Origin of the sequence: Erwinia sorbitola, from assembly GCF_009738185.1 — a bacterium.
In the GTDB taxonomy this organism is placed as follows: Bacteria; Pseudomonadota; Gammaproteobacteria; order Enterobacterales; family Enterobacteriaceae; genus Erwinia; species Erwinia sorbitola.
Window position 1 is genome coordinate 2115308 of record NZ_CP046509.1, and the last position, 19858, is coordinate 2135165.

18 protein-coding genes are annotated in these 19858 nt (G+C 52.9%); 11 read left to right on the forward strand and 7 right to left on the reverse strand.

What is annotated here, in order from left to right:
* Positions 1-47: 47 nt before the first annotated feature.
* A complete protein-coding gene (gene tus / locus GN242_RS09495; RefSeq protein WP_156287353.1) occupies positions 48-983 on the reverse strand; it encodes a DNA replication terminus site-binding protein in 936 nt (311 codons plus the stop codon).
* Positions 984-1233: 250 nt separating this feature from the next.
* On the reverse strand, positions 1234-2502 hold the full coding sequence (gene ynfM / locus GN242_RS09500; protein WP_508610858.1) for a multidrug efflux MFS transporter YnfM/SxtP(Kp): 1269 nt from the start codon (positions 2500-2502) through the stop codon (positions 1234-1236).
* A gap of 102 nt (positions 2503-2604) precedes the next feature.
* Here ynfM and GN242_RS09505 point away from each other — a divergent pair, with 102 nt between their 5' ends.
* From GN242_RS09505 to bioD, 3 genes are all read left to right on the forward strand, one after another.
* Entirely contained in the window at positions 2605-3492 is an 888-nt protein-coding gene (locus tag GN242_RS09505) for a LysR family transcriptional regulator (protein ID WP_154751317.1), read from the forward strand.
* Positions 3493-3726: 234 nt separating this feature from the next.
* Positions 3727-4947, forward strand: coding sequence for a sugar metabolism global transcriptional regulator Mlc (mlc, locus tag GN242_RS09510; protein ID WP_156287354.1), 1221 nt, complete (start codon positions 3727-3729; stop codon positions 4945-4947).
* 122 nt (positions 4948-5069) lie between these two features.
* Entirely contained in the window at positions 5070-5735 is a 666-nt protein-coding gene (gene bioD, locus GN242_RS09515) for a dethiobiotin synthase (protein ID WP_154751316.1), read from the forward strand.
* Positions 5736-5851: 116 nt separating this feature from the next.
* On the opposite strand, the gene GN242_RS09520 is transcribed toward bioD, so the two are convergent.
* Both GN242_RS09520 and bglF read right to left on the reverse strand, forming a co-directional pair.
* Positions 5852-7246, reverse strand: coding sequence for a glycoside hydrolase family 1 protein (locus GN242_RS09520; RefSeq protein WP_156287355.1), 1395 nt, complete (start codon positions 7244-7246; stop codon positions 5852-5854).
* A 20-nt stretch (positions 7247-7266) separates the two neighbouring features.
* A complete protein-coding gene (gene bglF / locus GN242_RS09525) occupies positions 7267-9159 on the reverse strand; it encodes a PTS beta-glucoside transporter subunit IIABC (protein WP_156287356.1) in 1893 nt (630 codons plus the stop codon).
* Between the two features lie 349 nt (positions 9160-9508).
* Between bglF and zntB the strand changes: the two genes are divergently transcribed.
* From zntB to dbpA, 5 genes are all read left to right on the forward strand, one after another.
* The gene (zntB, locus tag GN242_RS09530; protein WP_156287357.1) at positions 9509-10492 is read left to right on the forward strand and encodes a zinc transporter ZntB; all 984 of its coding nucleotides are present in this window, start codon (positions 9509-9511) and stop codon (positions 10490-10492) included.
* Positions 10493-10774: 282 nt separating this feature from the next.
* Entirely contained in the window at positions 10775-10924 is a 150-nt protein-coding gene (gene ynaL, locus GN242_RS09535; protein WP_154751312.1) for a proline-rich small protein YnaL, read from the forward strand.
* 201 nt (positions 10925-11125) lie between these two features.
* Complete coding sequence (ttcA, locus tag GN242_RS09540) at positions 11126-12019, forward strand: tRNA 2-thiocytidine(32) synthetase TtcA (protein ID WP_154751311.1); 894 nt, start codon at positions 11126-11128, stop codon at positions 12017-12019.
* A 112-nt stretch (positions 12020-12131) separates the two neighbouring features.
* The gene (locus GN242_RS21660) at positions 12132-12269 is read left to right on the forward strand and encodes a hypothetical protein (protein WP_195918328.1); all 138 of its coding nucleotides are present in this window, start codon (positions 12132-12134) and stop codon (positions 12267-12269) included.
* Between the two features lie 514 nt (positions 12270-12783).
* Positions 12784-14163, forward strand: a complete 1380-nt coding sequence (gene dbpA / locus GN242_RS09545) for an ATP-dependent RNA helicase DbpA (protein WP_156287358.1) — start codon at positions 12784-12786, stop codon at positions 14161-14163.
* 58 nt (positions 14164-14221) lie between these two features.
* Here dbpA and GN242_RS09550 read toward each other — a convergent pair whose 3' ends face one another.
* Complete coding sequence (locus GN242_RS09550; protein ID WP_154751310.1) at positions 14222-14509, reverse strand: putative quinol monooxygenase; 288 nt, start codon at positions 14507-14509, stop codon at positions 14222-14224.
* A gap of 121 nt (positions 14510-14630) precedes the next feature.
* Positions 14631-15287 (reverse strand): MgtC/SapB family protein, encoded by a 657-nt coding sequence (locus GN242_RS09555; protein ID WP_154751309.1) that lies wholly within the window; start codon positions 15285-15287, stop codon positions 14631-14633.
* A 200-nt stretch (positions 15288-15487) separates the two neighbouring features.
* Here GN242_RS09555 and GN242_RS09560 point away from each other — a divergent pair, with 200 nt between their 5' ends.
* Positions 15488-15760: a putative hemolysin gene (locus tag GN242_RS09560; protein ID WP_154751308.1), complete on the forward strand. Its 273-nt coding sequence runs from the start codon at positions 15488-15490 to the stop codon at positions 15758-15760.
* 103 nt (positions 15761-15863) lie between these two features.
* On the opposite strand, the gene GN242_RS09565 is transcribed toward GN242_RS09560, so the two are convergent.
* Complete coding sequence (locus tag GN242_RS09565; protein ID WP_154751307.1) at positions 15864-16856, reverse strand: 2-hydroxyacid dehydrogenase; 993 nt, start codon at positions 16854-16856, stop codon at positions 15864-15866.
* 189 nt (positions 16857-17045) lie between these two features.
* Between GN242_RS09565 and GN242_RS09570 the strand changes: the two genes are divergently transcribed.
* A complete protein-coding gene (locus GN242_RS09570; protein WP_156287359.1) occupies positions 17046-19676 on the forward strand; it encodes a YdbH family protein in 2631 nt (876 codons plus the stop codon).
* Positions 19660-19851 (forward strand): YnbE family lipoprotein, encoded by a 192-nt coding sequence (locus tag GN242_RS09575; RefSeq protein ID WP_154751305.1) that lies wholly within the window; start codon positions 19660-19662, stop codon positions 19849-19851. Before GN242_RS09570 ends, GN242_RS09575 begins: the two co-directional genes overlap by 17 nt.
* Positions 19852-19858: the final 7 nt, after the last annotated feature.

A 19858-nucleotide genomic window follows, 5' to 3' on the forward strand; every position in this document is an offset into this window, starting at 1 on the left:
TTCGCGCTGCTGAACTCAAAAAGCCAGGTCATCTGACCTGGCTTTTTTTATCCCTGCACCAGGCGATCGGTATAGAGATGCAGGCGCGGGATCAGCAGATAGAGCGGCTGGGCATCCGGCTTGTAGCGATGCGTGACGTTAGCTGCATCATAGTTCAGCAGCTCACCCAGCTTCGGCACACTATTGGCATCCGGGCAGAGCACCAGCAGCGGCGAAGGGCAGGCCAGCTGGGTCTGTTTTTGAGTGCTGCTGTTCCAGACGCGGGCAATAGGCTGCACTTTTACCGGACGTTTGATTTTTAGCGCGGCACTGGCAGGCAGTGATGTTATCGCTTCAATTTCGCCAGCCACGCGCCCGGCCCATTGCTCCCGCGTCCAGGGGGCAACCGCGCGTCCGGCCTTCAGACTTTTTTCCAGCGTCGCGAGCATCTCATCGCGGCTGATATTTTTAATAATATGCTTATTCGCCCAGCCAAAACGCACCGAGTCTGGCGCTTCCAGCAGGGTAAGGGATCGGTAAGCGTTCAGGGTGATCAGACCGCGCAGATGACGGTGGACAAACTCGAACCGCTCTTCGCTTGGCAGGCCGGATTCCACAGTAATTATCTGCTCCAGCCGCTGTTTCAGCTGATTAATCTCTGCCACCTGCTGATGGAGCAGGGCAGACTGCGTACTGTCGGCCTCAAGACAGACGGCTCCCGGCAGACGTACGGCAGCCTTGGTGCTTATTTTTTCCGACTGGTGCTGCATAAACAAACGGGAATAGTGGGCAAGGGCGCGATCTGAAGCTGCCTGTCCGGTGAGCTGCTCGACTTTAATCTGGGTTAGCGGATCATGTTCTTTGCCTTTTTCCACTTCAGGCAGTTCAAACACCCTTGCGGTCAGCAGACGCATACTCAGGATCTGCTGTTTCAATGCCTCCAGCCCTTGTTCAAGATCGGCCACGCAGCGATGAAGTTGTTCAACTGTATCGTAACGGCTCACATTAGTTACTCCATTAGTTACAACATACTCAGACTATAGCAGCAACAAAGGGAGATAAACATCAGCAACAGCGTAGATTTTCGTCGGGCAGGGAAAGCAGGGGCCATCATATCCGGCGACAAAGGGCGAGGCATGCCTGCCCCTGCGGGATGAAATGCAGGGATCAGACATACCTGATCCGTCGGTTTACCAGCGCCTGACATTGATTGCAGAATTAAACGCAGGGCTACGGCATCCCTGACTCTCTGCTTTACAACCGCCTGCCATGCAGACGGCTGCCCACCAGTAGCGCCAGCACCAGCATGGCAGAGATAAAAGCGGTAATACCGTGCCAGCCAAAATTATGCCAGAACAGACCACCCAGAGTCCCTGCAACGCTGGAACCCAGGTAATAGCTGAACAGGTAAAGCGAAGAGGCCTGGCCTTTAGCACGGCGTGCACGCGGGCCAATCCAGCCGCTGGCCACGGCATGTGCGGCAAAAAATCCGGCAGTAAACAGCATCATCCCCGGCAGAATCAGCCAGATATTGTTCGCCAGGGTGATCAGTAGCCCGGTAAGCATCAATGCTGTGGCGAACAGCAGCACGGGAGCGCGACCATATTTTGCCGTCATCGCGCCCGCTTTCGGCGAGCTCCAGGATCCGGTGAGATAAACCACCGACAGCAGGCCGACAATTGCCTGATTCAGTGAATAGGGCGGTGCCAGCAGACGATAGCCGATGTAGTTAAACAGGGTGACAAACGATCCCATCAGCAGGAAACCTTCGGCAAAAAGCAGCGGCAAACCGTTGTCACGCCAGTGCAGACGGAAGTTGATTAACAGGCTGCGCGGTTTCAGCGAGGCTGGCCGGAAATGGCGCGACGCAGGCAGAATTTTCCAGAACATCAGCGCGGCGGCCAGCGCGCAGCACCCGATAATCATGACGGCAATACGCCAGCTGCTGAAATCAGTGATAACGCCACTCAGCAAACGGCCACTCATACCCCCAATCGAATTACCGCTGATATACAGGCCCATCGAAAACGCCACCACGCTGGGATGGATCTCTTCGCTGAGATAGGTCATACCGACCGCCGCAACGCCGCTTAAAGAGAGGCCAGTCAAGGCCCGCATCAGCAAGATACCGTGCCAGCTGGTCATAGTTGCAGACAGCAAAGTACAAATGGCGGCCAGCATCAGCGACGTTACCATTACTGATTTACGCCCAACGGCATCCGAAAGTGGCCCGGTCACCAGCAGCCCCAGCGCCAGCATCCCGGTCGAAATCGACAGCGAGATACTGCTTGCAGCCGGTGAGACGCCAAATTCCTGCGACAGCACCGGAAGAATTGGCTGCACACAGTAAAGAAGAGCGAAAGTCGCCAGCCCGGCGGAAAACAGCGCCAGCGTGACACGCATAAACTGCGGCGTACCACGTTTGATAAAAACATTTTTGTCGATCGCTGGCTGTTCGGTGATGGCGGGAGTGGCACGGTCAGCAGAATAGGTCGAACTGCTGACAGGGGATGAGCGGTTCACAACGATTCCTTAGAGATATTCAGGGAGTTAACGTTGTAAAGGGTAAGAAAGTCGGATTATGATGTCTAATATATTAATAATCTCGAATGATACTTTTAAGATATGAATATTGAGTTGCGTCACCTGCGGTACTTTATTGCCGTTGCTGAAGAGCTGCATTTCGGTCGTGCTGCGCTGCGTCTGAATATTTCACAGCCGCCACTCAGCCAGCAAATCCAGATCCTCGAACATGAAATCGGCGCGCGCCTGCTTGCCCGCACTAACCGCAGCGTGCATCTGACCGCGGCGGGGCAGCAATTTTTACAGGATGCCCGTCTGGTACTGCTACAGGTTGATCAGGCCGCCGACAAAGCCGCGCGGCTGCATCGCGGAGACGAAGGCGAAATTCGCATCGGATTTACCTCCTCCGCGCCGTTTATTACTGCGGTATCCGATGCGCTGTTCACCTTTCGTCAGCGTTTCCCTGCGGTGCATATTCAGATGCAGGAGATCAACACCCGCCAGCAGCTGGCTCCCCTGAGTGACGGACGTCTTGATCTCGGCGTGATGCGCAATACCGTATTGCCGGAGAATCTTAATCACCAGCTGCTGCTGCGTGAACCCATGTACGCCCTGGTTCATCGCGCCCATCGTCTGGCCGACCGGCAAAAAATTGCCCTCAGTGAACTGGCGCAGGAGCCATTTGTCTTCTTTGACCCGCAGGTGGGCACAGCGCTGTACAGTGAAATCCTTGGTCTGCTGGGCCGTTACGATATCCAGCCTGATATTGCACAAGAGGTCGGGGAGGCGATGACCATCATTGGCCTGGTATCTACCGGACTGGGGGTATCGATTCTTCCTGCATCGTTTCGGCGGGTACGTCTGAGCGATGTGGTATGGATCCCTCTGGTTGAACAGGACGCCCGCTCAGAAGTGTGGCTGGTTTGGTCAAAACAGCGTGAAATTCCGGCGGTGGCGGCGGCAATGATGAACATGTTGCTGCCCGCATAACGCATATATCGTGGAAAACATGAGCGTTCAGATACGGAATATGTGCTGTAAATCACAATCCGAATCAAATATTTGACGTCATCTTATAAGTGTTTCAACATGAGCATAATGCTTTATTTTGAAGCGTGAAAATAAACGCCTGAGCAAAGAAATTTAGCCTTAAATATCGTTTTTATTCCGGCTGAAAAACAGGCTGCATAGCCTTGTGAGAAAGGTAACAACTGGGAGTAGGGAGTGATTGCGGATAGTAGTCAGCCTGGTCATATCGATCAGATTAAACAGACTAATGCCGGAGCGGTGTATCGACTGATTGATCGGTTTGGTCCCATCTCGCGTATTGAGCTGTCCAAAAAAGCTCAACTGGCTCCGGCCAGTATCACTAAGATTGTGCGTGAGATGCTGGAAGCGCATCTGGTGCAGGAAACGGAGTTTCAGGATCCGGGCAGCCGCGGTCGCCCTGCGGTCGGACTGGTGCTGGATACGCAAGCCTGGCATTTTCTCTCCGCCCGTATCGGCAACGGTGAAATCACACTCGCCCTGCGGGATCTCAGCAGCAAATTAGTGGTTGAAGAGAAATTCCCCCTGCCAGCTGAAGCTGAACTGCCATTACTGACGCGTATAGTTCAGCAAATTGACCAGTTCTTTATTCATTACCAGCATAAGCTTGAGCGTCTGACGGCCATCGCCATCACGCTGCCGGGCATGATCAACAGCCAGTCCGGCATTGTGCACCGCATGCCTTTTTATGACATTAACGATATGCCGCTGGGGCCGGTGCTGGCCGAACGCAGCGGACTGCCAGTCTATATTCAGCATGATATCTGTGCCTGGACAATGGCGGAGTCGCTGTTTGGTGCGTCACGTGGTGCCAGCGATGTGCTGCAAGTGGTCATTGATCACAATGTTGGTGCCGGGGTGATCACCGGAGGGCGTCTGCTGCACGGTGGCAGCAGTACGCTGGTTGAAATTGGTCATACCCAGGTCGACCCCTGGGGTAAACGCTGCTACTGCGGTAATCATGGCTGCCTGGAAACAGTGGCAAGTATCGACAATATGCTGGAACTGGCGGCGCAGCGGATGCAGGCCTCAATGAGCTCATCCTTGCATAATCAGGCGCTGACCATCGATGCACTGTGTGACGCAGCGCTGGCAGGGGATCATATCGCCTGTGATGTGATTACCGGCGTAGGTAACAGCGTGGGGCGCATACTCGCTATCATGGTCAATCTTTTCCATCCGCAAAAAATTCTGATTGGCTCTCCTCTGAACCGTGCGCAAAAAATCCTTTTCCCGGCGATTCTTAGCTGCATTCGCCAGCAGGCATTACCTGGTTACAGCGCTGATTTGAACGTGGAACCTACTGAATTTGTTAATCTTGGCACCATGCCTGGCGCAGCGCTGGTGAAAGATGCCCTTTATAACGGATCGTTATTAATCAAACTGCTACAAGGCTGATAAATCCACTAAACATTGCGCTAACGCAATCCCCGGCATCCGGCACTACCCTACAATTTTCGTTCTTTCATCAAAGTACGAAAATTCTCAATGAGGCCAGGCAGTGCCTGTCGGAGTCATCCATGTTGAAACGTTTATTTGTTACCGGCACCGATACGGAAGTGGGTAAAACCGTGGTGTCGCGCGCGTTATTACAAAAGCTGGCTGCAAACGGTAAACAGGCCGTCGGTTATAAGCCGGTCGCTAAAAGCAGCCAGCAAACAGAACAAGGGCCGCGCAACAAAGATGCACTGGTTTTACAGGCGTCATCATCTTTACAGCTGCCTTATCAGGCGATCAATCCGGTAACATTACTGGATGATGAAATTAGCACCAGCCGTACAGAGATCAGCTATGCGATGCTCAGTAAAGGGCTTCATGAGCTGGATCATCACGCGGATTATATCGTGGTGGAAGGGACGGGCGGCTGGCGTAGCCTGATGAACGATCTGCGTCCGCTATCTGACTGGGCGGTTCAGGAGCAGCTACCGGTGGTGCTGGTGGTAGGCATTAAACTGGGCTGTATCAGCCATGCATTACTGACGGCGCAAGCGGTGATTAACGATGGTCTTCCGCTGCTGGGCTGGGTGGCAAACCGTATTAACCCGGGTTTGGCGCATTACGCCGAAATTATTGATGTGCTGCGCGATAAGATCCCGGCACCGCTGCTGGGTGAGCTGCCTTATCTTCCGCGTGCAGAGAGCCGTGATTTAGCTCATTACCTTGATTTAACCCCACTGAATTTATAACTGTCTCCTCCGCTGCGAGAACCTTGCAGAGAGATCATCGCCCTGAGTGATAAGACCTGTCGCCACAGGGCGGGGAGAACAGGGCAGTAAAACCTCTTACTGCCCGGGCAGCCTGATTACTTCAGTGATTCGCCGTGGGTTTTAATCACGTCCTGATACCAGAAGAAACTCTTTTTACGGCTGCGTGCAAGGGTACCGTTGCCCCGATCGTCACGGTCAACGTAGATAAAACCGTAGCGTTTGGAGAACTCCGCCCTGGAAGCGCTGACCAGGTCAATCGGCCCCCAGCTGGTATAACCCAGCACTTCAACCCCATCTTCAATCGCTTCACGCACCTGCACCAGATGATCGTTCAGATAGGCAATGCGATAGTCATCATTGATGCTGCCGTCAACCTCAACAACATCACGCGCGCCCAGACCATTCTCCACGATAAACAGCGGTTTCTGATAACGATCGTACAGTTCGTTCATTAAATAACGCAGCCCTTCAGGATCGATCTGCCATCCCCATTCAGAACTGGCCAGGTGTGGGTTTGGCACCATATTGAGAATATTGCCGCGCTCTTTATGGTTGTGCTCTTCATCAGTAGTGACACAGCCGGTCATATAGTAGCTGAACGAAATAAAGTCGATCGGTTCGCGCAGATCCAGCCTGTCCTGCCCGGTGATCTCAAGCTGGATGCCGTGCTGCTTAAAGAATCGCGTCATATAAGCCGGGTAATACCCGCGTGTCTGCACATCGCCGAAGAACAGCCAGTCACGGTTTTGCTGCATGGTTTCCATCACGTCAGCCGGTAACGGGCTGAGAGGGTACAGCATGGCACCCAGGAGCATATTACCGATTTTGGCATCAGGGATTATCTGATGACAGGCTTTTACTGCCCGCGCACTGGCCACCAGCTGATGATGAATTGCCTGATACACCGCCTGTTTATCACTCTCTTCTGGCAAGCCGACACCGGTAAAGGGCGCGTGTAATGACATGTTAATTTCATTAAAAGTCAGCCAGTATTTCACCTTGCTTTTATAACGGGTAAACACCGTCTCTGCATAGTGTACGAAACAGTCGATGGTTTTACGGCTGCTCCAGCCGCCATATTTTTTAATCAAACCATAAGGCATTTCATAGTGTGACAGGGTTATCAGCGGCGCAATATTGTATTTTGCCATCTCGTCGAACAGGCGATCGTAGAATGCCAGACCGGCTTCATTCGGCTCTGCTTCATCCCCTTCAGGGAAAATACGCGTCCATGCAATCGAAGTACGCAGCACGGTAAAGCCCATTTCTGCAAACAGCTTTATATCTTCCGGATAGCGGTGATAGAAATCTATGGCGATATCTTTAACGTTAAAATCACCTTCCTGACGTTCCACGCGCTCACCGAAAATGCCATTGGGCTGTAAATCTGAGGTCGATACCCCTTTACCTTCTGCCTGCCATGCACCCTCGACCTGGTTCGCTGCAACTGCGCCGCCCCAGAGGAAATGTTGTGGGAAACGTTGTGTCATTTTGATCTCCTTATAAAAGATTATTTAATCAGGGTCAGCAATGGCTCGCCTGCGGCTACGTCGTTCTGCTGGCTGGCTGGCAGCACGTCGATATAGTCATCGCTGTTACTGATTATCACCGGAGTGGTGAGGTCATATCCCGCAGCACGAATCGCCGGGATATCGAATTCCAGCAGCAGGTCGCCGACGCGTACTTTGTCGTCCTGGCTGACGTGAGCAGTAAAATGCAGGCCGTCGAGTTTCACCGTATCAATGCCCACGTGAATCAACACTTCGGAACCATCTTCAGCTTCCAGACCAATGGCGTGGCGGGTGCGGAACAGAGAGGCTACGGTGCCGTTAACCGGCGAGAGCACTTTGCCAATAGCTGGCTGAATACCCACTCCTTTACCCAGCAGGCCGCTGGCAAAGGTCTGATCCGCGACCTGATCAAGGGCAACTACCGCACCGGTCATCGGGCTGACCAGCGTTAATTTATGCAGCAGTTCGGGATTGGTAACGGCCACTGGTTCTGCCGGAACAGCTTCTGTGTCGGCTGCGTTTGTCGTTGCTGCTGGCAGGCCAAATAGCGTGGTAGCAATCGCCGCGAAGAGAAAGGCAATCAGCGCACCGGCTATAGCGGCAATTACGCTGGCGTCGAAGCCGGTTTTTGGAACCACCTGACTGAAGGTAAACACGGAAGGCAAACCAAAGGAGAAACTGGTGGTGTGATAAAAACCCAGCACCGCAGCGCCAAGCGCACCGCCAATACAGCCGAAGATAAACGGACGGCGATTAGGCAGGGTAACGCCGTATACCGCAGGTTCGGTGATACCGAACAGGCTGGCACTAAAAGCGGAGGCGGCAATCCCTTTCAACTTGATATCACGGGTGCGTAATAATACGCCAAGAGTGGCCCCGGCCTGGCCCAGCACCGCAGGCATCAGCAGCGGCAGCAGGGTATCTGCACCGTGCACGGCAAGGTTGTTCAGCATGATAGGCACCAGCCCCCAGTGCAGGCCGAAAATCACGCACACCTGCCAGAATGCGCCCATAAAGGCCCCGGCGAATGTCGGACTGAAGCTGTAGGCATGCAGATATCCTGCCGCCAGCATTTGACTAATCCAGGTCGCTACCGGGCCGATCAGCATAAAGGTGATCGGAACCACAATAGCCAGACAGAGTAATGGCGTGGTGAAATTGCGCACCGATCCAGGCAGGCGGTTATGCACCAGCCGCTCAATCAGGCAGGAGAACCATGCGGCGAAGATAATCGGGATCACCGATGAGCTGTAGTTAATCAGGATCATTGGAATGCCGAGGAAGTGCAGGGGAGGGCTGCCTGCCTGGGAGGCATTAAAGGCCGTCATCATCATCGGATGAACCAGCGCAGCACCGATAATCATAGTAGTAAAGGCATTACCGCCAAACTTCTTACCTGCACTGTAGCCGAGCAGGATCGGCAGGAAATAGAAGACGGCATCACCGGTGGCAGAAAGTGTAATCCAGGTACCGCTGGTTTCGGTTGTCAGACCGCAGGCCAGCGCCAGCGAGAGCAGCCCTTTGATAATACCGGATGCGGCCATAATGCCGACAAACGGGGTAAATATACCGGAAACAATGTCAATAAAACGGGCAAACAGAGAGGCGTTATCATCACCTGCGGCGTCACTGTTTTTGCCATCATCCAGCCCGGCGATAGAAATCAGCGCCTGATACACTTCGCTCACGTGGTTACCAATCACTACCTGATACTGTCCGCCGCTCTCCACCACCATAATTATCCCGGCGTTGGCTTTCAGCGCGGGAGTGTCCACTTTGCGGCTGTCTTTAAGTTTAAAGCGCAGGCGTGTGGCGCAGTGAATGACAGAATTAATGTTCTCTTTGCCGCCCACACCTTGCAGGATCTCTTCTGATAAAACCTGATACTTCATCGTGTGCTCCTGGTTCCTACATCTGTCTCAACGGGCTGTTGTTGAATTCAGGCCAAAAAAAAACCTAAACCGTTTCAACGTCGCCTGATTGGCGCGAAAAGCGGTTTAGGTTTTGCCTGAAATTCAGTAGCAATCCTGTATATATCACAGCGATATTTCCTTACTCGCCGGGGGTTAGCAAGAGGCAGGGAGTGGAATAAGTGTTTTTCGTGACCTGGATCGACTTTTGTCCGTTCACTAATTTGCAGATTGTCACGATTATTGACGTTCAGTTGGCGGCCAGGATTATGCAACGGCTTCTGCACAGGCTAGACTGCATCGTATTGATTATGTTGAGGGCAAAGTAACCGTGGAAGTTATTGCAGGTAAGTCTTTACAGGTGTCCGATGCGATTATTGCCTGTCAGCTTGATGGCAAGGGTGGGTTAATCCCCATCGACGACAGCGAAGTGTTGAGCTGCGACAGGCCGTGCTGGCTGCATCTGAATTATACCCATCGCGAGAGTGCCGACTGGCTGGTATCAACGCCGCTGCTGCCGGACGCTGTGCGCGATGCGCTGGGCGGCGACAGTATGCGCCCGCGCGTTAACCGCCTGGGCGATGGCACGATGATCACCCTGCGCAGCATCAATCTCAACAGCGAATCACGCCCTGAACAGCTGGTCGTCATTCGGGTATTTATTAATGAGAAACTGATTGTATCTACCCGGCAACGCAAGGTATTTGCCATCGACGAGGTGCTGACCGATCTGAAAAACGGTAACGGCCCGGTGGATGGCGGAAGCTGGCTGGTGGATGTGTGCGATTCGCTGACCGATCACACCAGTGAGTTTATTGAAGAGTTGCACGATAAAATTATCGATCTGGAAGATGCCGTTGTTGACCAGCAAGTGCCGCCCCGCGGTGAGCTGGCGCTAATCCGCAAGCAGCTTATTATTATGCGGCGCTATATGGCACCGCAGCGCGATGTCTTTTCACGCATTGCCAGCGAGCGTCTGCCGTGGATGAGCGATGACGATCGCCGCCGTATGCAGGATATCTCCGATCGCCTGGGTCGCGGGCTTGATGACCTGGATGCCAGCGTGGCGCGAACCGGCGTTCTGGCAGATGAAATCAGTACCGTGATGGCTGAAGCCATGAACCGTCGCACTTATACCATGTCGTTGCTGGCAATGCTGTTCCTGCCGACTACCTTTCTGACCGGGTTGTTTGGCGTCAATCTGGGCGGTATCCCCGGTGGTGAGTGGCGCTATGGTTTTGGCACCTTTTGTCTGCTGTTGATGCTTCTGGTTATCGGGGTTGCCTGGTGGTTAAGAAAACGTAAATGGTTGTGATAAATAACAATTATCCTCCCTGCAAAGGAGATAAAGGGGTTAAAGCTGATCGACATCAATAAATAATTGCAGCGATCAGGGCAAAATCTTTCTCGCAGGTGAATGCAACGTCAAGCGATGGGCGTTGCGCTCCATATTGTCTTACTTCCTTTTTTGAATTAATGCATAGCACATTTGATTCGTACGACGCCGGCTATTTGCCGGCTTTTTTTTGTGCGTTTGCCAGCGCGGCCAGATGTCCTACGCTTAAGGTTCATCCCACGTTTGAGGAGGAAAGAAGGCATGTCAACTGACCGCACTATGACGATTCATTCGTCAGAACCACTCAGCGATCCGGCCCCAGTTCCTGGCCCTGTTCCAGTACCGCAACCGATGCCTGACCCGCCACCGATCGACCCTCATCCGATTATCGATCCGCCGCCATTCCGCTGATTGCTCATATTGGGCTTTATCCGGTGACCGGCAGACGCTGGCCGTGCCGCCGGATAAGCAGACGACTGATGCTTAAATAAACCTCAATGTTGAAACTTTTCTTCTCATGTTTCCCGTGTTGGCAAACTTCCGTATAATGCCCCCTCAAACTGTCTGCTGAAACACGTCGTTATAAAGCTACCAGGGCCCAGAGAAGTATTTATGAATCAAGTGGATGTACGCAAAGAAACCCTGGAGATCAATAAACTCCAGAAGCGCCTGAGAAGAAATGTTGGCACTGCCATCACCGATTACAACATGATTGAAGAGAATGATGTGGTAATGGCCTGCATGAGCGGGGGCAAAGACTCGTTCGCGATGCTGGATATTCTTCTCAGCCTGCAAAAAGTGGCGCCGATCAAATTTGAGGTTATTGCCGTCAATCTGGATCAAAAGCAGCCAGGGTTTCCCGAACACATTCTGCCCGCTTATCTCGATAGCTTAGATATCCCTTATTATATTGTGGATAAAGACACTTATTCTGTCGTTAAAGAGAAAATCCCGGAGGGTAAAACCACCTGTGGTTTATGTTCGCGCCTGCGCCGTGGCACGTTGTACTCTTTTGCCGAGAAGATCGGAGCAACAAAAATTGCTCTTGGGCACCATATGGATGACATCGTTGAGACGTTATTCCTTAATATGTTCCACGGTGCCAAAATGAAAGCGATGCCGCCTAAACTGCGTTCTGATGACGGACGTAACGTGGTTATTCGTCCGCTGACCTACTGCCGTGAAAAAGATCTGATCGCCTATGCGGAATACAAAGATTTCCCGATTATCCCGTGTAACTTGTGCGGTTCGCAGGAGAATCTTCAGCGTCAGGCGATAAAAGCCATGTTGACTGAGTGGGACAAAAAGACTCCGGGTCGCGTCGACAGCGTATTTAAGTCGATTCAAAATATCAGCCCAAGCCAGTTAGCAGACAAAAACCTCTTCGACTTTGAAGCATTGCCTCTTGATCGCAGCGGCGATCGGGCTGAATACGCCTTTACTGAAGCCACCGTCTCTTCGACTAATATCGATAAATCACTCTATATTGATGTCGCTAACCTCTGATGCTTAACGCAGGTAATATTTACCTGCGTTCTCCCCATAACTTTACAAAGTAAGCGTGGAGAGTGGGGCGCTATCAACTACGCTTAATATAAACGAGCGAGTGGAGGGCGTAATGTCACAGAGTAAACCTGGTGAGAAACCGGAAAAGGATCAGCACCCGGCAAGGGACAATCCCAATGAGCATGGCGAAATCCCACGCACGCGGGATGACAGCGATGATGACCATAAAGATCCTTATAACGACCAATAACCTTGCAGGCCATACCTTGTGCGCACCGCGCGCAGGGTATTATCAGGGTCTTCTCTTAACTCCATGATTTAACTCTCGTAACAGTAATGGTTCCGTTACTGAAAGTAATCGATGACACCTTTTTTCTCTGTTAAAACTGCATGTTTGATTTCTTTTTTCATACATTTCTTCGCCAGCTGCGATAATTAACAGGCGACATTTAAGACCAGGCTTTACTATAATCCTGGTTAAGACTTTCGTCTTATGCAGGCATTTACGCAAATGGCTGAATGAGAACGCAAGTTAGGAGAAGGAATACAAATGAAATGGAACCGGAGAAATACCTGGATTGCGATGGTGGCAGCCTGCCTCATTTTCTGGCTGTTAATCGCGTTGGCTTTATCTTAGTCTGACTATATACACTCACTACAGCGCTGAAGGGGAACGTCCCTTTAGCGCTTTTCTCCCCGTCCGTGCGGTTATCTGCTACAATCAGCGCCAATATTCCTGTCCGTTTTTACCAGAGAACTCTTCCGTGACTGCTTTTTCTACCCTGACACAACTTCCAGCCAGCCAGATCGAAAATCTTAACGAACTGGGCTACCTTGATATGACGCCGGTTCAGGCTGAATCACTGCCTGCTATTCTTGAAGGGCGGGATGTTCGCGCTCAGGCGAAAACCGGTAGTGGTAAAACCGCAGCCTTTGGTCTTGGTGTGATGCACCGCGTGGATGCCAGCCAGTATGTTACTCAGGCGCTGGTACTGTGCCCGACGCGTGAACTGGCAGATCAGGTAGCGAAAGAGCTGCGTCGTCTGGCTCGATTCACCGCCAACATTAAAATCCTTACCCTTTGCGGCGGTCAGCCGGTTGGCGCACAGCGTGATTCACTGGTGCATGCGCCGCAGATTGTTGTGGGCACACCGGGACGTATTCTTGACCACCTGAAGCGCGAAACCCTGAAGCTGGACGGCATTACCACTCTGGTGCTGGATGAAGCCGACCGCATGCTGGAAATGGGCTTTCGTGAAGATATCGACAGCATTATCCGCCACTGCCCGCAGGAGCGTCAGACGCTGTTATTCTCTGCCACCTGGCCACAGGGTATTGCTCAGATTAGCCAGAGCATCCAGCGTAATCCGCTGACGGTAGAAACCGGCGATGTTTCCGACCTGCCTGCCATTGAGCAAACTTTCTATGAAGCAGGGCCGCGTGAGAAACTGACAGCGCTGATTGGCCTGCTGAGTGAGCGTCAGCCATCCTCCTGCGTGGTGTTCTGTAACACTAAACGTGAATGTGATGATATCGCTCATGCGCTGGAATCTGCGAATATCAGCGCGCTCGCGCTGCATGGCGATCTGGAGCAGCGTGACCGTGACCAGGTGCTGATCCGATTTGCCAACGGCAGCTGCCGCGTGCTGGTGGCTACCGATGTCGCCGCGCGCGGGCTGGACATCAAATCACTGGCGATGGTGGTTAACTACCAGCTGTCGTTTGATCCGGAAGTGCATGTGCACCGCATTGGCCGTACCGCACGTGCCGGACAGGAAGGCTGCGCAGTGAGCTTTGTCGCGCAGGATGAGATGATCCGCGCCCATGCGCTGGAAGATTATCTGCAACAGAAACTGGTGTGGCGCAATGTGTCTGAGCTGAAATCTGTTGCTGCTAAACCGTTACCGGCAGAGATGGTCACCGTGAGCCTGGATGGCGGGCGTAAAGCTAAAATCCGTCCGGGTGACATTCTCGGTGCGCTGACCGGTGATGGTGGCCTGACGGGCGATCAGGTGGGAAAAATCGATATTGGCCCGACTCAGGCTTATGTGGCTATTCGTCATTCGCAGGCGCGCCAGGTGATGCAGCAGCTCCATCAGGTGAAAATCAAAGGCAAAACCTGCCGGGCGCGGTTACTGAAATAATAAAACAGGGCCGGATGGGAAATTGCATCCGGCCCTCAGCAACCTGATACGCGGTGATTTAGATTTTGGTGATCACCGGAGGTTCAGCCAGCAGGTTTTCAACTCCCGCCAGCAGTGCTTTAAAGTGGGGCTGCGCTTCATGCAGTTCGATAGCGGCAGCGCTTTTCCACGTTTCATGGAACAGGAACAGATCGCTGTTCTCAACGCTGCGGTACAGATCGTAATGTACGTTTCCTTCCTCCAGGCGGCTCGGCGCCACGCAGCGGTTCAGCACTTCATACAGCGCATTGCCTTTACCGGTAGCAGCGGCGAAAGTGGCAACGATCATAATTGGTTTGTCAGACATCTGTCTCTCCTTTAGAAACATCGAACAACGGCGCTGATAACAGAATGTAATCCCACCGCCTAAATTTTGCAGCTTTTAAGCCTGGCATGTTTGTGCCGGTTTGACATGATCTTTTCAGGCTTCAGTGCATTTCTACTGACTCTACGCCTTTGATCTCCAGCAGGGAATCATATAGCTCATGCGGCTGTCGTTTGCGTGACAGTGTCACGTCTACCATCATTTCACATAGCCCACTTTCTGCATCACGGTTGACGACAGAAACTTGCCCCATACGCACCTGCTGCTGCTGAAGTGCTATCAGCACCACAGGGACACTTTTGGCCTTCAGATGAAATACCAGCGTATGGTGACGACCAATAAGCCAGTAGCTGATACGGCGGAAGGTTTCAAGCACCAGCAGCGCCAGCAGGGTGCCGTAAATGCCTATTTCATACATACCGCTACCGATCACCAGACCGATTGCCGCCGTTACCCACAGACCGGCGGCGGTAGTCAGCCCTTTAACCACCTGTTTTTGAATAATAATGGTACCGGCACCCAGAAACCCCATACCGCTGACAACCTGTGCCGCAATACGGCTGGGGTCAAGGCCGACGTGGTTTTGCGAAAGAATATCGTCAAAACCATATTTGGAGACGATCATAAACATGGCGCTGCCAATACCGACCAGAATATGGGTGCGTAAGCCGGCTTCTTTCGCCCGCAGCTGGCGTTCAAGACCAATTAACCCTCCGAGCGCACCAGCAAGTGCAATACGTAATAGTAAATCGACAATCATAACTTACCTTTTCTCACTCTCTTTGCAGGTGACTTCAGTCTTCCCTTAACTCAAATCGGGTAGTTATAAAATAAGACAGCAGAGTATTGATATTTATTTAAAGATGATTTTGTAAAATTCAATGACAGCTATCGACCTGCTCCGCATCGTAGCATATGCTGGCTGTCGCATTTCTGCGTACGTTACCCGGAGTTTATCAGATGAAAGCAGCGATATTTTTGCTGGCGGCAGCGACGTTATTATTGTCAGCTTGCAGCAGCGACAGTGATAATGAACCGCCACAGCAGGCTACTGCGGCCCACATTCCGGCCCGGGTTGTGATGGACGAACTGGCGGAGAGTGCCTGTGCCAACGCGGGCGGTACGCTGGCGTTGTCCCGTCAGCTTGATGGCAGCTCGGTGGGGATGTGCCAGATGGCCAATGGTCGTCGCTGCGGGGAAAGTGCGCTGATAAACGGAAGCTGTGTGCGTTAACCGGCTTTATACTGCGGCACAGGTCATGCGCGGATAATACAGGGCGAGGCACGCCTCGCCCGGACAGGTGCCAGCATACCTGGCACCCGTCGGAATGCACCGCTTAATTCGTTAAAACGTTATCGCATGGCTCACCTTTTTCCAGCCGACGCAAATTATCCAGCGTCGTCTCGGCAATACTGGTCAGCGCTTCCGCCGTCAGGAATGCCTGATGCCCGGTAAATAGCACGTTGTGGCAGGCCGACAGACGGCGGAATATATCATCCTGAATCACGTCGTTGGATTTATCTTCAAAGAACAAGTCACGCTCGTTTTCGTAGACATCCATTCCCAGTGAGCCAATTTTCTGCTGCTTCAGAGCATCAATTGCCGCCTGTGAATCAATCAGGCCACCACGGCTGGTGTTAATAATCATTACCCCGTCTTTCATCTGGGCAAAAGCCTGTTCATCCAGCAGATGATGGTTATGCTCCGTCAGCGGGCAGTGCAGGGTAATAACATCTGACTGACTAAACAGCGTTTTAATATCTACATACTCCGCACCCAGTTCCAGCGCCTGCGGGTTCGGGTAAGGGTCAAAAGCCAGCAAACGCATACCGAAACCTTTCAGAATACGCATCGTCGCTATGCCGATCTTGCCGGTACCAATCACTCCCGCAGTACGGCCATGCATATTGAAACCAATCAGACCTTCAAGCGAGAAATTCGCATCGCGTGTGCGCTGATAGGCGCGATGAATACGACGGTTAAGGGTCATCATCATACCCACCGTATGTTCCGCCACGGCTTCCGGGGAGTAGGCTGGCACACGAACTACCTGCAGACCCAGCTCGCGAGCGGCATCCAGATCAACATTATTAAACCCGGCACAGCGCAGGGCGATGAATTTTATGCCCAGTTCAGCCAGCTCTTCCAACACTTTGCGGCTACCGTCATCGTTGACGAAAATACAGACGCCATCACAGCCAACGGCGTTCTTCGCCGTTCGTTCGCTTAACAGAAAGTCAAAAAACTCCAGCTCGAAGCCAAACTCTTCATTGACCAGTGTGAGGTATTTTCGGTCATACTGCTTAGTGCTATATACCGCAAGTTTCATCGCTTTTTCCTTTCGCCATGCGTCAGTTATAACGCAGTGTAACAACAAATTGTTCCTGTCGGATAAGTCCGTGGTTTTCATGATGTAAAAAACAGCGAATCGTTTGATTTCAGGTGAAAAACTTCACCCGGCGGGGATTCCGTGCCATCATTCAGGAGATAATAACGGACTGAACAGGATGTCGCCGCCATGAATCGGGGCTGGAAAATAGCGCTTGCCGTGCTGATGGCAGTGATACTGCTGCTGACTGGCATACTCCTCACTGTCACTCATTGGCTGCCCCGGCTGGCCGGTTTTTGGCTGCCTGCTGATACCACTATTGCCCTCGACGGTAACCCTCGCTGGCACCACGGCGCACTCTGGCTGCCCGGCGTACATTATCGGGCAGGAGAGTGCGAACTGGCTGATGTTAAAGGAGTGGCACTCGCTTATCACCAGGGGCGCTGGCAGCTTGCCGCCGATGCTGTCACTGTGGATACAGCATGTGCAGCGAATATCCCGGGCTCTGAAACTCAGGATGCCCCTCGTACGCTGGCTGAATGGCAGCAAATGCTGCCCGCTGCCAATGTTACCGTCCATCAGCTCACCATCGCACCCTGGCAAAGCTGGGCCGGAGAGCTGCGCCTCAATCTCGATCCTCTGCGCCAGCATCTCTATTATCAGGGCAAGAATCTGTCACTCAATGCCGAACTCAACGGGCAACAGCTGACAGTAACCTCATTAAGCGCTCAGGCTCCCGGTGTGCCTGAACCTGTCAGCCTGAGCGGAACGCTGACGCTGCCGCGCATCCCTGATGCATTACCAGAAGCGGGTGCATTGCAGGGTGACCTGGCGCTGGATGCCGTCCCCGATCCCCTCCATTTTCGTCTCGAATGGCAGCAGCAGAACGGCACGCTGGCGGTGACATCGAAGGAGCATCCTGAGCCGCTGCTGACAATTCCCTGGGACATCACCCGTGAAGAGATTGTGGTGCAAAAGGGGCAGTGGAGCTGGCCCTGGGCGACACAGCCGCTTTCAGGGGGTTTTACCCTGTCGGCCAAAGGCTGGATGCAAGGTCTGCCAGCCACGGAGTTGAGCGGGCGCTTTAATATGCTGACCCAGGGCCGTGGTGGTAAAGGTAACGTGGTACTGACGCTGGGGCCGGGCCATCTTGACTGGCTCAACAGCGAGTTGCCGTTCCGGCTTACGGGTGAAAGTAAACTCGATACCCTGCAATTTTTTGCTGGCTTACCTGGCGATTTACGTGGGCCGCTGCTGGATCCGCAAATAGTCATGCGCCCTGGCGCGCTGCTGCGTATGAAAGGGCGTTTGTTAACGTCACTGGAAGTCGATGAAGCCCGCTGGCCGCTGGCAGGGGTGTCGCTCTCCTCTGCGGGCATCGATGGCCGCTTGCAGGCTATCCTCAGTGTTCACGACAAAGATATGGGGCGATTCCGTCTGCATCTGGACGGGCGTGCCAGCGATTTCTGGCCGGATAAAGGTCAGTGGCTGTGGCGTTACTGGGGCGACGGATTCCTGGCACCGCTGGCGGCAAAGTGGGATGTCAAAGGGCATGGACACTGGCAGGATCGGCTTATCGAGCTGACGTCGCTATCCACCGGTTTCGACCAGCTGGCCTATGGCAACGTGACGATGAATGCGCCGCGGCTGACGCTGGAGCAGCCTGTAAGGTGGCAGCGCGATCCGCAGACGCCGTCATTCACCGGTCAGCTGAGTCTGAAAGCCAAAGAGACCCGCTTCAGCAGCGGCGGCTACCTGCCGCCATCAACCCTGACTCTGGCAGTAAAAGGGCAGGATCCGGAAGCGTTTCTGTACAAAGGAAGTTTGCAGGCGCAAAAAATTGGCCCGGTTCAGGTTCTCGGCCGCTGGGACGGTGAGCGTCTGCGCGGGCAGATGTGGTGGCCGGAGCAGCCTTTAAACGTCTTCCAGCCGCTGGTAAATCCTGAACTGAAGCTGGCTATTCAGGGCGGCACATTAAAGGCGCAGGTGGCATTTTCTGCCGCCAGCGATCAGGGGCTGAAAGCAGGGGGGCACTGGCTGGTCAGCAATGGCAATGTACTGCTACCGGATAATGAATTCACGGGCGTTGACTTCTCATTGCCATTCCGTCTGGAAGCACACCGCTGGTATCTGGGATCTCACGGGCCGGTATCGCTGCGCATAAAAGAGATTAACAACCAGTTCTCCATGCAAAATGTGACAGCCGATCTCCAGGGCTGGTATCCCTGGAGTGACGGTCAGCCGCTTCAGCTGAGTAATGTCAGTCTTGAACTGCTTGGCGGCCAGTTGAGTATGGCCAGCCTGCAAATGCCGCAAACTGAAGCGGCGACCATTGAGCTAAAACATCTGAGTCTCTCCGAGCTGATCACCACGATGAAACTCAAACAGCTGGCGATGTCAGGCTATATCAACGGCGCACTGCCGCTGTGGCTGAATAACTCTCACTGGCTGGTAAAAGAGGGCTGGATTGCTAACAGCGGGCCGCTGACGGTTCGCATGGACAAAGATATGGCAGATGCCATCAGCAGTAATAATATTGCCGCCGGGGCGGCTATTGACTGGCTGCGCTATATGGAAATATCGCGCAGCTGGGCAACCATTGACCTCGATAATCTGGGGGTAATGAATATGACCGCTAAAGTGGATGGTACCAGCCGTTTCAGTAACAGAAACCAGCGTGTATCGCTTAACTACAGCCAGCAGGAAAATATGTTCCAGCTCTGGCGCAGTTTACGCTTTGGCGATAATCTGCAATCCTGGGTGGAACAGAATGCCACCCTGCCGTCGCAAAAGGAAAATCGTGATGAAAGCCCTCAGTAGCCTGTGGATAGCAGGTGCTTTACTGCTTCTTGCCGGGTGTATCCCGAGAATTGAAGTTGCCGCGCCGAAAGAGCCGATCACCATCAATATGAATGTCAAAATTGAGCATGAAATTCATATCAAGGTGGATAAAGACGTGGAAGCGTTATTAAAAAACCAGAGCGATCTGTTCTGAGGGCGGA